Below are 14,092 nucleotides of genomic sequence, written 5' to 3'. Positions count from 1 at the left end.
CGCGCCGTGGCCCCCGACGCGCGGACTACGAGGGTGCGAGCGCGCCGGAGGCGGGGGCAACGGCGTCCCACGAGACCGTGATCTCGCCGAGGCGCCAGCGCTTCCGCGAGTCGGCGAGCGGCCAGCCGGCCGCGCGCATCCGCTCGCACACGGCGATGAAGCGCTGCCTCGCGCCGAACGTCTGTCGTGGGGCCTCCCGCTGCCAGGCGTCGTCGAGTGCCTTCAGGTATTCGTGCACGCCTTCGCCAGGCACGTTGCGGTGGATGAGGGCCTTCGGCAGCCGTTCGGCAACCACGAGCGGAGACTCGAGACTGGCGGTGTGCAGCGAGACCGTGAACGTCCGAGGTCCGGCCGCGTCGACGCCGATCCAGGACGATACGCGGCCGACCTCGTTGCACGTTCCCTCGGCGAGCAGGCCGCCTGGCGCGAGTCGACCGGTCATCCGGGCCCAGGCCTCGGCGACTTCCGACTCGTCGTACTGCCGCAGCACGTTCATGGCTCGGATGACACTCGGCTGCTCGCCGCCGGGAGTCGGCACCTCGAAGCCACCGACGGCGAAGCTCACTCGGCCCGCGAGCTCTGGCCGATCGGCGAGCTGCGCTCTGGCGAGCGCCACGCGCCCCGGGTCGATCTCGAGGCCGTGCACTCGCACCTCGGGCGAGGCCCGTCGGAGGCGATCCGCCAGCTCGAATGCCGTCGCGCCGCTCGCCCCGTAGCCCAGGTCGACGACAAGCGGGCGCGGGGCGGACTGCAGCGCGGGGTGCTCCGCGATCCAGCGGTCGACTCTCCGCAGGCGGTTCGTTCCCGTCGTTCCGCGTGTGAGTCGACCCAATGGCATGCGACGAGACTATTTCAGCTTCGGTCTCCTCGCCGTCGCACGCGGGTCACCCCCACTCGGTACGCTTGGACCATGACTGAAGCGCTGACCCTCATCCTGGTCCGTCACGGACAGAGCGAATGGAACGAGAAGAACCTCTTTACCGGCTGGGTGGATGTTGAGCTCACCGAGCAGGGCCGCGAAGAGGGTGCCCGCGCGGGCCGCCTCATCCGCGAGTCCGGCCTCAAGCCCAACGTGCTCTACACGTCGCTGCTCACGCGCGCGATCGACACCGCGAACCTCGCGCTGAAGGAAGCCGGCCGCGGCTGGATCGACGTCGAGCGCACGTGGCGCCTCAACGAGCGCCACTACGGCGACCTGCAGGGCAAGGACAAGGCCCAGGTCCGCGACCAGTACGGCGAGGAGCAGTTCATGGAGTGGCGCCGCTCCTACGACACGCCGCCGCCCGCCCTCGACGACAGCAGCGAGTTCTCGCAGGCGCACGACGAGCGCTACGCGGACCTCGGCGATGAGCTGCCCCGCACGGAGTGCCTGAAGGACGTCCTCGTTCGCTTCCTCCCGTACTGGGAAGAGGAGGTGCTGCCGACGCTCGTCAAGCGCGGCACCGTCATGGTGGCCGCCCACGGCAACAGCCTGCGTGCGCTCGTGAAGCACCTCGAGGGCATCAGCGACGACGACATCGCCGCCGTCAACATCCCGACCGGCATGCCCCTCGTCTACCGTTTCGACCCCGAGACGCACGAAGTCCTCGGCAAGGGCGAGTACCTCGACCCGGAGGCAGCAGCCGCAGGAGCTGCCGCGGTCGCGTCGCAGGGCAAGTAGCACCGGGCCTTGCTGCACAGCAGAACGGCGGATGCTCCAGGAGAATCTCCTGGAGCATCCGCCGTTCTGCTGCTGCTCAGAGCCGGGCCGTTTTTCAGCCTCGGGCTGTCACGCCCGGACCTGAGGACCCGAGACGCCTAGGCGCCGGGGGTGACCGGGGCGACCGGAGTGGAGGGCTCCTTCTCCTGCATCCACTCGCCGCTGGTCAGGTACTGCACCTTCTGGGCGATCGAGACCGCGTGGTCGGCGAAGCGCTCGAAGTAGCGGCTCGCGAGCGTCGCGTCGACGACCTCGACGCTCTGCGCCTGGATGTCGTCGGACAGGAGCGCGTCGAACGTGCTGCGGTGCAGGTCGTCGATCTGCGTGTCGCTCGCCTTGATCTCGTCGGCGATGCGGTTCGTCTCCTCGTCGTTGCCCGCGTCGAGCAGGGCGACGAGCTGACGGGCGACGGCCACGTCGAGGCGGCTCATCTCGGCGAACACCGGACGAAGCGTGTTCGGGCCGACACCGCCGGGGAAGCGGTAGCGAGCGAGCGCCGCGATGTGCGCCGCGAGGTCGCCCATGCGCTCGAGCGAGGAGCTGATGCGCAGCGCGCTCACGACGAGGCGCAGGTCGCGCGCGACGGGTGACTGGCGGGCGATGATCTCGATGGTGTGCTCATCGAGGGCGATGGCGAGCTCGTCGATGCGGGCATCGTCGGAGATGACCTGCTCGGCGAGGGCGACATCGGAGGTGGTGAACGCAACGGCGGCGCGCTGCATGGCGGACTCGACGTGGCGGGCGATCTCCACGAGGCCGTTGCTGACCTCAGCGAGTTCCTGCTGGAAAACTTCGCGCATGTTTATCCTCTTGTTTCGTGGCAACGGGCGATGTGCCGCTGCCCGCGTTTCTGGGCAGACCGGTCGCCCAGTCCCTCTGGGAGTGACTCTGCTCTCACGGGCGATTCTACGGAGCCAAGGTAACCGACTCGTGTACGACGGGTGTCGAGTCCGCTGGCCCATATGCTGGGCACATGGACTCGTCCGTCGCAGTGGTCCTTGCGATCGTACTCGGCTTCCTCTTGGGTGCAGGTTTTGTCTGGCTGCTCCACGTCGCCTCGGTACGTCAGGCAAAGGCAAGAGCTGCATTCTCCCCCCGCCTCCCCGAGGGCATCGAGCATCTGCTCGGCGCCCTCGACTCGATCGTGATCGTCACCGACCCGTCCAGGAACGTCTACCAGTCCTCCCCGGGGGCTACGTCGAAGGGGCTCGTCCGTGCCGGCGGGCGCCTCGACGAGCGTGTCGGGGCCGTCGTGGATGAGGCGAGGCGTCAGGGCGAGGCGGTCACCAAGGACCTCGAGATCGCCCGTGGCCCCTTCGGGCGCTCGGAGATCCACGTGAGAGTGCGTGCGGCGCCCCTCTCGACGCGGTTCTTCCTGGTGCTCGCGGAGGATCGCACGGAGGCGCTTCGCGTCGAGAGCGTGCGCCGAGACTTCGTGGCCAATGTGAGTCACGAGCTCAAGACCCCCATCGGCGCGGTCACGCTGCTCGCAGAGGCCATCGCAGAGTCTGCGGGTGACGTGGAGCAGGTCAAGTACTTCACGGGGCGGCTCAGCAAGGAGAGCCTGCGCCTCGCCTCGATCACCAACGAGCTCATCGAGCTGTCCAGGCTGCAGTCGAGCGACTCCCTCGCAGACCCGGAGCTCCTCTCGATCCACGAGATCCTCTCGCTCGCCGTCGACCAGTCGCGCGTGCCCGCCGAGGTGGCCGGCGTCGACATCGTGCTCGGCGACGACGTGGATGCGTTCGTCTACGGCGAGCGGGCTCACCTCCTCATGTGCTTCACGAACCTCGTGTCCAACGCGGTCCAGTACTCTTCGCCGAACTCGCGGGTGGGGATCGGCACGCGACTCGTCGACGACACCGTCGAGGTCGCCATCTCAGACCAGGGCATCGGCATCGCCCCGGAGGATCAGGGGCGCATCTTCGAGCGCTTCTTCCGCGTCGACCAGGCCCGTTCCCGACGCACCGGCGGCACGGGCCTCGGCCTGAGCATCGTGCGGCACGTGGCCGAGAACCACGGCGGCGACGTGCGCGTCTGGTCGCAGCCCGGGAAGGGATCGACGTTCACGGTTCGCCTCCCCTCCGCCGATTCCGTCGTCGCGGAGATCGACCTGCAGCGCTTCACCGAGCGCCGCTCAGCCTGAGACGCGTCGGGCGGCCCCGACCGACGGCACGCCGTCGAACGGGCGCGGCCCTTGGCACGTCACTCAATGTTCACGAAAGATATGCACAATGGCCTCCGTGACCCGCATCCTCCTCGTCGAAGACGAATCCGCACTGCATGAGCCGCTCTCCTTCCTCCTCGGACGGGAGGGGTACGAGGTCGCTGTCGCCGAGACGGGCCTCGACGCCCTCGACCTGTTCGACCGTGATGGTGCCGACCTGGTGCTCCTCGACCTCATGCTCCCTGGCGTCCCCGGGACCGAGGTGTGCAAGCAGATCCGCCTCACGTCGAAGGTGCCCATCATCATGCTCACGGCCAAGGACAGCGAGGTCGACATCGTCGTCGGTCTCGAGCTGGGTGCCGACGACTACGTCACGAAGCCGTACTCCACGCGCGAGCTGCTGGCCCGCGTGCGCGCCGTGCTCCGCCGCAACGAGCAGGAGGACGAGGGCGAGGATGACAGCATCATCGAGGTCGGCGAGGTTCGCATGGACCTCGACCGGCACACTCTGCAGGTCTCGGGCAAGGTGACCCCCATGCCGTTGAAGGAGTACGAGCTGCTCGAGTACCTGATGCGGAACTCGGGGCGCGTGCTCACGCGTGGGCAGCTCATCGACCGCGTCTGGGGGCCGGACTACTACGGCGACACCAAGACGCTCGACGTGCACATCAAGCGCATCCGCAGCCGCATCGAGGAGAAGCCGTCGACCCCCGTGCGCCTCGTGACGGTGCGCGGGCTCGGCTACCGCTACGAGGGCTGAGCGACTTCCAGACGGCGCAACACGAGAAGGGCGCATCCACTCACGTGGATGCGCCCTTCTCGGCAGTCTGCGTGCGTCGGCTAGGCCGTGCCGCCTTCTTCCGGTACCTCGGTGGGTGCCGGCGTGGGGGCGATGCTCGGCGGTGCCGCGGGCGGCTCGGTCTGGGCAGGGCCGGGAACGAGCGTCGAGTACTCCGGCAGCGTGCCGTCGAGCACGGGGACGGTCACTGCCTGCATGGTCTGGACGCCGTCGAGGGTCGCCGTGAAGTCGACGTCGTGGGTGGAGCCCGGGGTGAAGTCCATGCCTTCGAGGAGCACGGTCGCGCCCTCGCCGAAGCCCACCTGCGTGACGCCCGCGGATGCGTCGACGGGAACGGTCACGACGACCTCCTGCTCGACGCCGTTGATGAGTCCCGTGTACGTGATGTCGAGCGAGCCGGCGCTGCCCGTGTGGTTGACGACCGAGAAGATGAGGTTCGCCCGGTCGGTCACGTCGGTGCCGACCAGCGTGTCGGTGATGAGGATGGCGTTGCGGACCTCGAGGTCGCCGACGTTGGCGTTCGTGCCGTCGCTCGCCGAGTACTGCGTCGTGGTTCGCTGGGGGGAGATGTAGTTGCAGCCGGCAAGCCCAACCGCGACTGCGGCGGCAAGGGTGACGGACGCGACGGCGCGGATCTTCACGTCTGGAGCCTCCAGGTTCGGACCGTGCGGCTGTCGCCGCACGAATTCACAGGATGCAGGAAGCCTATCTGATCCAGGTGCCCCTCCTGGACAAAGCGGCGGCGGACTCTACCACCCCAGTCCTCGAATGAGCCGTTTTGACATGGTACTCTTAGGTGCCGAAAGGGGCTTGTATTTATGCAGTTTGAGGTCGGGGAGACAGTCGTCTATCCCCATCACGGCGCGGCCACCATTTCAGAGGTGAAGATCCGAGTCATCAAGGGCGAAGAGAAGATGTTCCTCAAGTTGAACGTTGCACAGGGAGACCTCGTCATCGAGGTTCCTGCTGACAACGTCGACCTGGTAGGAGTACGCGACGTCATCGGACAGGACGGTCTCGACCGTGTGTTCGAGGTGCTGCGCGCCCCCATCACCGAGGAGCCGACGAACTGGTCCCGCAGGTACAAGTCGAATCTTGAGAAGCTCGCCTCCGGCGATGTCATCAAGGTGTCGGAGGTCGTGCGCGACCTCTGGCGACGCGATCAGGATCGGGGCCTCTCTGCGGGTGAGAAGCGAATGCTCGCGAAGGCCAGGCAGATCCTCGTCTCGGAGCTCGCGCTCGCCGAGAAGACCGACGAGGAGAAGGCCGGCGACGTCCTCGACAAGGTCCTCGCTTCCTAGTCAGCACTCCGGGTGGTTCTGCGGCTCGTGAGGGTCGTTCAACGCACACCATGCGCTTTGCCGTCAGGGCCGCGCGGACGTCCATTCGTCCGCGCGGCCCTGACGCGTATGCTGGTGCAGTGAATCAGCGCATCTACGACACGCAGACGCAAGCACTCGGCGACTTCACGCCGATGGTGCCAGGCGAGGTCTCGATGTACGTCTGCGGGCCGACGGTGCAGTCAGCGCCCCACGCTGGTCACCTCCGTTCGGCGCTCGTCTACGACCAGTTCCGGTCATGGTTCGAGGCGAGCGGCCTCCGGGTGACGCTCGTGCGCAACGTCACCGACATCGACGACAAGACTCTTGCCGGAGCCACCGCTGGCGAACCATGGTGGGCACTCGCGTACCGCGTGGAACGCGAGTTCAACGCCGCCTACGAGGCGCTCGGCATCCGCCAACCCACGTACGAGCCTCGCGCGACGGGGTCCATCCCGGAGATGCAGGAGCTCATCTCGCAGCTCATCGAGCGCGGCCACGCGTATCCGGCCGCCGACGAGAGCGGCGACGTGTGGTTCGACACCGGCAGCTGGCCGAGCTACGGGGAGCTCACGCACCAGCGCCCCGAGGACATGGCAGAGGGCGAGGCGCCGAGCCGCGGCAAGCGCAGCGCCGCCGACTTCGCGCTCTGGAAGGGGCGCAAGCCCGGCGAGCCGGAGTCGGCCGCCTGGGCGTCGCCCTGGGGCTCAGGTCGGCCGGGCTGGCACATCGAGTGCTCGGCGATGTCGACCAAGTACCTCGGGCCGACCTTCGACATCCACGGCGGTGGGCGTGACCTCCGCTTCCCCCACCATGAGAACGAGCTGGCGCAGTCGCGCGCCGCGGGCCTCGAGTTCGCTCGCACGTGGGTGCACAACGGCCTCGTCTCGGTGGCAGGACAGAAGATGTCGAAGTCGATCGGCAACACGGTCTCGGCGCTCGACCTCCTGTCCTCCGCTCGCCCCGTCGTGGTCCGCTACTTCCTCGGGTCGGCGCACTACCGCTCGACCATCGAGATCGGCGACACCTCGCTCGAGGAGGCAGCCGCGTCGTTCGCGCGCATCGAGTCGTTCCTCGAGCGCGCGGAGCGGGCCGGCCTCCCGGTTCCAGCCGAGCCGGCGGGCACGGTGCGATTCGACGGCCTCCCCGCTGCGTTCGTCGCCGCGATGAACGACGATTTCGCGGTCCCCCAGGCCATAGCGTCGCTGCACGAGACGGTGACCGTCGGCAACCAGGCGTTCGACACGGGCGCAGCGGATGCGGCGGCCCGAGCAGCACGCGAGGTCACCTCGATGCTCGACATCCTCGGCATCAACCCACGCGCCGAGCAGTGGGGCGGGGGAGCGGATGCGGCCGGCGACACGGCCCTCGCGGCGCTCGTCGACTCGCTGCTCGTGGAGCGCAAGCAGGCCCGCGGTGCGAAGGACTTCGCCCGCGCAGATCAGATTCGAGACACGCTGGCAGCAGCCGGCGTGCAGATTGAAGACTCGCCGAACGGCAGCTTCTGGACGTTGGAGAAGGCATGAGCACGAATTCGCGCGGCAACCGCAGCAAGAAGGGCCCCACGAAGGGCACGGGCGGCAACGGCCGCAAGTCCCTCGAAGGTCGGGGCAACACGCCGCGCGCCGAGGACCGTTCCTGGCACGTGGCCGGCAAGCGCAAGGCCGCGAAGGAACGCCTGGAAGCCGCTCGCGGTGGCTCCAAGCCGCGTCCGGCGCAGCGTGAGGGCGGCGCCCCGCGCCGCGCGCGGACCGACGACAGCACGGAGCTCGTGACAGGCCGCAACTCGGTGGTCGAAGCGCTGCGCGCCGGCATCCCCGCCACGACGCTCTATGTCGCCGCGCGCGGTGAGATGGATGAGCGCGTCAAGGAGATCTTCAAGATCGCCACCGAGCGCAAGATCCCGATCCTCGAGGTCATGCGTCCCGAGCTCGACCGCATGGCGGGTCGCGACGCAGTCCACCAGGGCGTCGTCATCAAGGTGCCGGCGTACACGTACGCCGACCCGATGGAGGAGCTCGACCGCGCCATCCAGCGTCGCCGGAACCCGCTGTTCGTCGCGCTCGACGGCATCACGGACCCTCGCAACCTCGGCGCCATCGTGCGTTCCGTGGCGGCGTTCGGCGGCGATGGCATCATCGTGCCGCAGCGACGCTCGGTCGGCATGACGGCCTCCGCGTGGAAGACCTCTGCCGGCGCCGCAGCGCGTCTGCCCGTCTCCATGGCCTCGAACCTGACGGCCACCATCAAGGCGTACAAGAAGGCCGGCGTCTTCGTCATCGGCCTCGACGGCGACGGCGACGTCTCGCTGCCGTCGCTCGAGCTCGCGACCTCTCCGCTCCTCGTCGTCGTCGGCAGCGAGGGCAAGGGCCTCTCGAGGCTCGTCACCGAGCACTGCGACGCGATCGTCTCCATCCCGATCGACGGGGCGACGGAATCCCTCAACGCTGGCATCGCGACGAGCATCACGATGTACGAGGTCTCGAAGCTGCGGGCCGCCAAGCGCGCCGCCAAGTAGGCGCAGCAACTGCGATCAGATGGGCCTCACCTGCGGGTGGGGCCCATCGTCGTATCTGGTCCCAGGTCGTGGAGACGGGTCAGCGGCACCACGAGGTCAGGAAGCCGGTGAGGCGGCGGAGCTCCGCGCCCGTGGCGATGTCGATGACGGTGGTCGTCGACTGCTTCATGCCGGGAAGCACGGCGTAGCCGTCCGGCCCCTGCGCGCCGAGGCCCGTCTCGACGGCGAGGTACTGGCCGTTGGGGGAGACGCAGATGTCGCGCAGCCACTCGCCGCTGTCGCCGGGGTCGAAGAGCGTGCGCTGGCCGTCGGCGTCGGCGAACTCCACCGTGACGTCGGCGAGCCCGGCCGCCGCATCCGCGACCGCGGAGATCTGGGTTCCCTCCGGGTCGAGCACGCTCGTCTGCGTGAGGTACTGCGTCTCGCTGAGCGTCATCGGAGCCGGGGTGAGCTGCTCAGCGGTCCCCGAGCTCAGATCGAAGAGGGTGTAGCCGCCGACACCGGAGGTCACGGCGGTGGCCGTGCCGGGAACGAAGCCATGGAAGTGCTGCGCTTGGCCGATCGGCTCGGCTGGGGTGCCGGCGAGCACGTTCACGAGGTACAGCTGCTCGTCGAGGGTCTGCGCGATGAGCGCCCCTGTGCGGGGCGCGAACGCCCACGTCGAGACCATGAGCGGTGTGCCGTCGGGGCCTGCCACCTGCTTGGGGCGGAACGACGTGTCGCTCGTGTCGAAGACGAACAGCGAGCGCACCAGCTCGGTCTGCCCGTCGGCGTGCACGCCGTCGACGACGAAGCCGATGAGGCCGCTCGCCGCGTCGGCGGCGAGGCTCGAGAAGCTCCCGGTCGCGTCCACGTTCAGCGGGACAGCCGGTCCGGGCTCAGCGCGGGGCGAGACGCCGACCGTGCCGAGGCCTACGGAGTCCTGTTCGATGACGGCGACGAACGCGTCCGTGAGGGCATACTCCTGGATGCGCGGGGCGGTGAACAGGATGCTCGGCTCACCCCCGCCGGAGACGTTCGTCTCGATGACCCGGTCCTCGAGCGTCCCGCCGGTCGAGATCGCCCCGCGGACGAGTGTCGACACCTCGAGAGGTGGAGTCGTGAACTCGGTCTCGAGGGTCGATGAGACGCCCGTCGAGGAGCTCACGGCATTCGTCACTGTGAGGGTGTAGCTCGTGTCGTAGGCGAGCAGCTGCTCGAACGTCACCGTGATCGTGCCGTTCTCCTCCGTGAGGCTGTAGTCGGCGGCTGGCTCGAGGACGACCTGCGCGGGGTCGATCTCGCGGAGGCGCTGGTTCGGTGTCAGCACGAGGCGCGTGCCCTGCTGCTCGACCGTGCCGATGGCGTTGACCGCCGTCGACGCGACTCGCGGACCCTGCAGGATGTTGCCGACGGCGAGCCCCGCGGCGAGCAGTGCGAGCACGATGACCGCCAGGATGAACGTCCTCCGGAAGCGGCGTCCGCCCGAGGCGAGATCAGTAGACATAGGGGTCGTTCGGCTGGTCGATCGCGGTGATGGTCGTCGGCATGAGTGCGACGCGCTCGGCGCTGGAGGCGCTCGGGTTCGTGACGAACGCGCCGTCGACCTCGACCCAGGAATCGACGGGGTAGCTGCCCTGCCAACCGGGCTGGTGCACGGCGACGCCGACCGGGGCGGCGTCGATCGCGCAGCAGTTCACGACGAAGCGCGCCAGGATGAAGGCGTCCGGCGAGTCCGGGTCCTCGGTCACGAACCCGACGAGCTTCGCGCGTTCGCCGAGCACCTGCTGCTCCCCGTCGCCCTGGCGGAGCATCGCGGCCCAGTCCTTGACGGTGAAGGAGCTGGTGTCGCGGCCCCGGAGCGTCTCGCCCTCCGAGATCGGGGAGTCCACGGTCTGCGCGTTGGCGTTGAGGGAGCGGTTCTCCACCGCCGCGGAGCTGAGCGTCACCGGCGGCGCGATGATGAGCGCCACGAACGCCGTGGCGACGACGACGAGCGTGACGGTCGTCGAGGCGATCACGGCGATGCGCTGACGTGCGCCGAGCCGCGGGCGGCGGTTGCTCCGCCGTGTGGTCGATGTGCCGAGCGCATCCGACTCATGCGAGTGGTCGTGGTCATGTCCGTGGTCGTGGTCGTCGCGACCCGGAGTGACGGCGATGGCCGCGATCGCGAGGACGCCGCCGATGACCGCCATGATCGAGGTGAACACGAAGTAGCGGGGGTGGATGTAGAGCGAGAGACCGCCCGTCATGGAGAGCCACACCGTGGCGACGACGGTGAAGAGCGTGAGCGCGACCCCGCGCCATCTGGAGAGCAGTCGTTCAAGCAATGAGGTTCACTCCGAGTCCGAGGGTGAAGGCCGACAGCGCGACGATGAGGGTGATGCGCGCGAGGACCGCGCTCGTGTAGGTCGTGCGCATGAGCGCGAGCATCTTGACGTCGATCATCGGCCCCATCACGAGGAAGGCCACGATCCCGCCGGGCATGAACGTGCCGACGAAGGACAGGGCGAAGAACGCGTCGACGTTCGCGCAGATCGAGATGACGAAGCCGAGCGTCATGAGCACGAGCACCGAGAGCACGGGATGCTCGCCGAGCGTCGTGAGGAGATCGCGTGAGACGCCGACCTGGATGGCACCCGCGATGGCGGATCCGATGAAGAGCGCGGGGAGCATCGTGGAGGTCTCGGCGCCGAACATCGACGCGCTCGCCCGCAAGCGGTCGCGGACGCCGGAGCGGCCCCCGTGTCCGTGCTTCGCCTCCAGCTCGCAGGTTGCGGCGAAGCTCGGCGTGAGCAGTTCCTGTGGTCTCGGGTGGCGGCTGAACAGGAAGCCGATGACGTTGGCGATGACGAAGCCGCCGATGATGCGGGCGGCCAGGATCCCGTGGTCCCAGCCGAACGCCTGGTACGTCGTGACGATCGTGATGGGGTTCAGGATGGGCGCTGCGAGCAGGAACGTGATCGACTCGGCCGGCGTGAAGCCGCGGAGCACGAGGCCGCGGGCGAGGGGCACGTTGCCGCACTCGCAGACGGGTAGGGCGATGCCGAACAGGGAGATCACGGCGCGTCGGAGCCAGGGGCTCTGCGGCAGGATGCGCATCAGGAAGCCCGGCGGGAGCCAGTGCTGGACGACGATCGAGAGCAGGATGCCGAGCACGATGAACGGCATGGACTCGATGACGACGCTCAAGGAGAGCGTCACGAAGTCGCTGATCGGGCCGAGGGCCGGTGCGTCGTCGAGCGAAGCCGTGAACGTCCTGATCGCGATGAGCGTGAGGATCAGGCCCGCGCCGATGGTCAGTCCGAGCACACCGCGACTTGCGGTCGTGCGCTGAGGGCGCGGTGCGCGCTGCGCAGTCGTGTGCTCGTGCATCCAGCCGAGTATAGTTCGGGCCGCTTTCGGAACACGGAGGCAACGAGGGGCTCGCGCGGGGCGGTGAGGATTCTGGAGCCGACTGCGAGGTTCGAACTCGCGACATCCGCTTTACAAGAGCGGTGCTCTACCAGCTGAGCTAAGTCGGCCTGCTGCAATCGCAGCGGCACCATCATAGCCATGCGGTGCGCGAGGCGCGCACCGCATGGCCACTCGGGTGCTGCGCTCCTTACTCGGAGGGCGTCTCGTCGTCCGGGGTGAAGGAGAGCGAGAGCGAGTTCATGCAGTAGCGGTCGCCCGTCGGGGTGCCGAAGCCATCGGGGAACACGTGCCCGAGGTGGGACCCGCAGTTCGCGCAGCGCACCTCGGTGCGCACCATGCCGAGCGAGCGGTCCTCGAGCAGCTGGACTGCGTCGGGGCGGACCGACTCGTAGAAGCTCGGCCACCCGCATCCGGAGTCGAACTTCGTTCCGGCCTTGAAGAGCTCGGAGCCGCATGCGCGGCAGGTGTACAGTCCGGCGCGCCCCTCTTCGAGGAGCTCTCCCGTGTAGGCCCGCTCAGTGCCTGCCTCGCGCAGCACGTGGTACTCCTGCGGCGTGAGCTCGGCGCGCCACTCGGAATCGGGCTTGTTGACGGCGTAGGACACCGTGCCTCCTGGAGATCGACGAGACCGCTGGGAGCGGTCAGGGAGGAACGAGCATACGCGCGTTGCGTGAGTCCAGTCCGTGAGCCGTGCTCGTACACTTCCTGCATGGAACGGGACGTGGAGCTCAGCGACCTCGAGCGCGCCCTGCTGGATTTCGAAGACCTGAATCCGCGGCAGAACGCAGCGAAGACGGCAGCGATCCGGGATCGCTTCGGCTGGTCGACGACGCAGTACTACCGAAATCTCGCTACGCTCATCGAGACACCAGCTGCGCTCGCTCACCAGCCGATGCTCGTCGGCCGCCTACGGCGTGCGCGCGAGCGGCGGGCGGATGAGCGCCAGCTGCGGCGCGAGCAGCGCATGTCCAGCGCCTCTCCCACCTCAGGACGGATTCGGTAAAAACGTGGACTACCCCAAGGATCGCTTCGACGACATCCCACCCGGCCTCGATAGGCGCGGCGCGCATCGCGCGCCCCGAACCCGTCTCGCCAAGCTCGCCTCGTGGCTCTGGGGCCTGCTGGCCGTCGTCGTCATCGTCGCCGTCGCGGCGGTTGCCATGCAGATCATCAACGGCGCCGTCTCGTTCAGCCCGTCCGCCGAGCCCGAGACCAGCGAGACGCCGGCCGAGGCCGCCCCTGTCGAGGAGGCGCCTGCCGAGGTCGTGCCGCAGCTCGACCCGAACGTCGCCGTCCGCGTGCTCAACGGCACCGAGCTGGCTGGCGTCGCCGGTGGAACGACCACCGAGCTCGCTGACGCCGGCTGGAACGTGACGGAGACGGCGGATGCGCCGACCTCCGACTACGCGACGACCACCGTCTCCTACAACGACCCCGCTCAGGAGGCTGCTGCCCTGGCGCTCGTGCAGTCGCTCGGCGGGGGCACCGCGGTGCTCGATCCGAACGTCGCTGCCGCTGGAACGATCGTCGTCATCGTCGGCCTCGACCTCGCCGGATAGGGGCGAAAGCCCCGGGATTCACCGGGGAATGCGCGCCTTGTGTTCCACGAATGTGAACATCTGGAGACAAAACGTCGCCAGGTGACGTGATCGCGGTTTTCGGCTTCCACGCTCAACAGGTCGCGACCTAGTATCTTGCTCGAGTCCTGGGCACCATCGTTCGTCCCCCTCGCACGCATGCAGGGCTCCGTCGGCTGGCGCTGGCGAGTACTACTGAGCAATGGAGACAAACATGGCGAACGGAACCGTGAAGTGGTTCAACGCTGACAAGGGCTACGGCTTCATCACTGTGGATGCGCTCGACGGCGCTGCTGCACAGGATGTGTTCGTGCACTACAAGGCCATCGAGATGCAGGGCTACCGCGTTCTCGAAGAGGGACAGAAGGTCGAATTCGAGATCGGGGCCGGCGACAAGGGCCCCCAGGCGGAGTCCGTCCGCGCACTCTGATCCCCGACGACAAGCGGCGTCGACCCTCTGTGGGGGTCGGCGCCGTTTTCGGTGCAGGGCGCGGGATCTCCCGTCCTCGTTCGCCCGCAGCGAGAAGGCGTCGGGGCGGCTTGCACTCGACAGGGCCGAGTGCCAATATGGACTTGCACTCGCCTCGTTCGAGTGCCAACCACGAACCTCACGAACC

At 68.3% G+C, this 14,092-nt stretch carries 16 protein-coding genes and 1 tRNA gene; 9 read left to right on the top strand and 8 right to left on the bottom strand.

All coding sequences use genetic code 11. The features are described from left to right. Positions 1–25: 25 nt before the first annotated feature. Complete coding sequence (locus C5E07_RS10155; protein WP_104299350.1) at positions 26–838, bottom strand: trans-aconitate 2-methyltransferase; 813 nt, start codon at positions 836–838, stop codon at positions 26–28. A 72-nt stretch (positions 839–910) separates the two neighbouring features. Here C5E07_RS10155 and C5E07_RS10150 point away from each other — a divergent pair, with 72 nt between their 5' ends. Then, complete coding sequence (locus C5E07_RS10150) at positions 911–1,660, top strand: phosphoglyceromutase (protein ID WP_104241936.1); 750 nt, start codon at positions 911–913, stop codon at positions 1,658–1,660. A 137-nt stretch (positions 1,661–1,797) separates the two neighbouring features. On the opposite strand, the gene phoU is transcribed toward C5E07_RS10150, so the two are convergent. Next, on the bottom strand, positions 1,798–2,499 hold the full coding sequence (gene phoU / locus C5E07_RS10145; RefSeq protein ID WP_104241934.1) for a phosphate signaling complex protein PhoU: 702 nt from the start codon (positions 2,497–2,499) through the stop codon (positions 1,798–1,800). Between the two features lie 173 nt (positions 2,500–2,672). Here phoU and C5E07_RS10140 point away from each other — a divergent pair, with 173 nt between their 5' ends. Both C5E07_RS10140 and C5E07_RS10135 read left to right on the top strand, forming a co-directional pair. After that, entirely contained in the window at positions 2,673–3,845 is a 1,173-nt protein-coding gene (locus C5E07_RS10140) for a cell wall metabolism sensor histidine kinase WalK (protein WP_104241932.1), read from the top strand. A 97-nt stretch (positions 3,846–3,942) separates the two neighbouring features. Beyond that, entirely contained in the window at positions 3,943–4,626 is a 684-nt protein-coding gene (locus C5E07_RS10135; RefSeq protein WP_068479999.1) for a response regulator transcription factor, read from the top strand. 80 nt (positions 4,627–4,706) lie between these two features. Here C5E07_RS10135 and C5E07_RS10130 read toward each other — a convergent pair whose 3' ends face one another. Beyond that, the gene (locus C5E07_RS10130) at positions 4,707–5,306 is read right to left on the bottom strand and encodes a DNA modification methylase (RefSeq protein WP_104241930.1); all 600 of its coding nucleotides are present in this window, start codon (positions 5,304–5,306) and stop codon (positions 4,707–4,709) included. 177 nt (positions 5,307–5,483) lie between these two features. On the opposite strand from C5E07_RS10130, the gene C5E07_RS10125 reads away from it, so the two are divergent. The 3 genes from C5E07_RS10125 (at position 5,484) to rlmB (ending at position 8,502) form a co-directional block, all read left to right on the top strand. Then, positions 5,484–5,966 carry a CarD family transcriptional regulator gene (locus tag C5E07_RS10125; protein ID WP_104241928.1) on the top strand — a complete coding sequence of 161 codons (483 nt, stop codon included), beginning with the start codon at positions 5,484–5,486 and terminating at the stop codon, positions 5,964–5,966. Between the two features lie 119 nt (positions 5,967–6,085). Then, positions 6,086–7,510, top strand: coding sequence for a cysteine--tRNA ligase (gene cysS, locus C5E07_RS10120; protein WP_104299349.1), 1,425 nt, complete (start codon positions 6,086–6,088; stop codon positions 7,508–7,510). After that, complete coding sequence (rlmB, locus tag C5E07_RS10115; RefSeq protein ID WP_104299348.1) at positions 7,507–8,502, top strand: 23S rRNA (guanosine(2251)-2'-O)-methyltransferase RlmB; 996 nt, start codon at positions 7,507–7,509, stop codon at positions 8,500–8,502. The genes cysS and rlmB overlap by 4 nt, the downstream gene beginning before the upstream one ends. A 79-nt stretch (positions 8,503–8,581) precedes the next feature. Here rlmB and C5E07_RS10110 read toward each other — a convergent pair whose 3' ends face one another. The 5 genes from C5E07_RS10110 to msrB form a co-directional block, all read right to left on the bottom strand. Next, positions 8,582–9,988, bottom strand: coding sequence for a hypothetical protein (locus C5E07_RS10110; RefSeq protein WP_104299347.1), 1,407 nt, complete (start codon positions 9,986–9,988; stop codon positions 8,582–8,584). Then, entirely contained in the window at positions 9,978–10,811 is an 834-nt protein-coding gene (locus C5E07_RS10105) for a TIGR03943 family putative permease subunit (RefSeq protein ID WP_104299346.1), read from the bottom strand. The genes C5E07_RS10110 and C5E07_RS10105 overlap by 11 nt, the downstream gene beginning before the upstream one ends. Next, positions 10,804–11,856, bottom strand: a complete 1,053-nt coding sequence (locus C5E07_RS10100; RefSeq protein WP_104241918.1) for a permease — start codon at positions 11,854–11,856, stop codon at positions 10,804–10,806. Before C5E07_RS10100 ends, C5E07_RS10105 begins: the two co-directional genes overlap by 8 nt. A 73-nt stretch (positions 11,857–11,929) precedes the next feature. Beyond that, a tRNA-Thr gene (locus C5E07_RS10095) sits at positions 11,930–12,005 on the bottom strand. An 80-nt stretch (positions 12,006–12,085) separates the two neighbouring features. Further along, entirely contained in the window at positions 12,086–12,502 is a 417-nt protein-coding gene (gene msrB / locus C5E07_RS10090; RefSeq protein WP_104241916.1) for a peptide-methionine (R)-S-oxide reductase MsrB, read from the bottom strand. Between the two features lie 105 nt (positions 12,503–12,607). On the opposite strand from msrB, the gene C5E07_RS10085 reads away from it, so the two are divergent. The 3 genes from C5E07_RS10085 to C5E07_RS10075 all read left to right on the top strand — a co-directional run bounded on the left by C5E07_RS10085 (position 12,608) and on the right by C5E07_RS10075 (position 13,905). After that, positions 12,608–12,901, top strand: coding sequence for a DUF3263 domain-containing protein (locus C5E07_RS10085; RefSeq protein WP_104241914.1), 294 nt, complete (start codon positions 12,608–12,610; stop codon positions 12,899–12,901). 4 nt (positions 12,902–12,905) lie between these two features. After that, a complete protein-coding gene (locus tag C5E07_RS10080) occupies positions 12,906–13,457 on the top strand; it encodes a LytR C-terminal domain-containing protein (protein WP_104307082.1) in 552 nt (183 codons plus the stop codon). A gap of 232 nt (positions 13,458–13,689) precedes the next feature. Beyond that, the gene (locus tag C5E07_RS10075; protein ID WP_068479823.1) at positions 13,690–13,905 is read left to right on the top strand and encodes a cold-shock protein; all 216 of its coding nucleotides are present in this window, start codon (positions 13,690–13,692) and stop codon (positions 13,903–13,905) included. Positions 13,906–14,092 lie beyond the last annotated feature (187 nt).

Origin of the sequence: Pseudoclavibacter sp. RFBJ3, assembly GCF_002931375.1 — a bacterium.
Lineage (GTDB): Bacteria > Actinomycetota > Actinomycetes > Actinomycetales > Microbacteriaceae > Pseudoclavibacter.
This window is presented reverse-complemented; position numbering and strand designations above follow the sequence as displayed.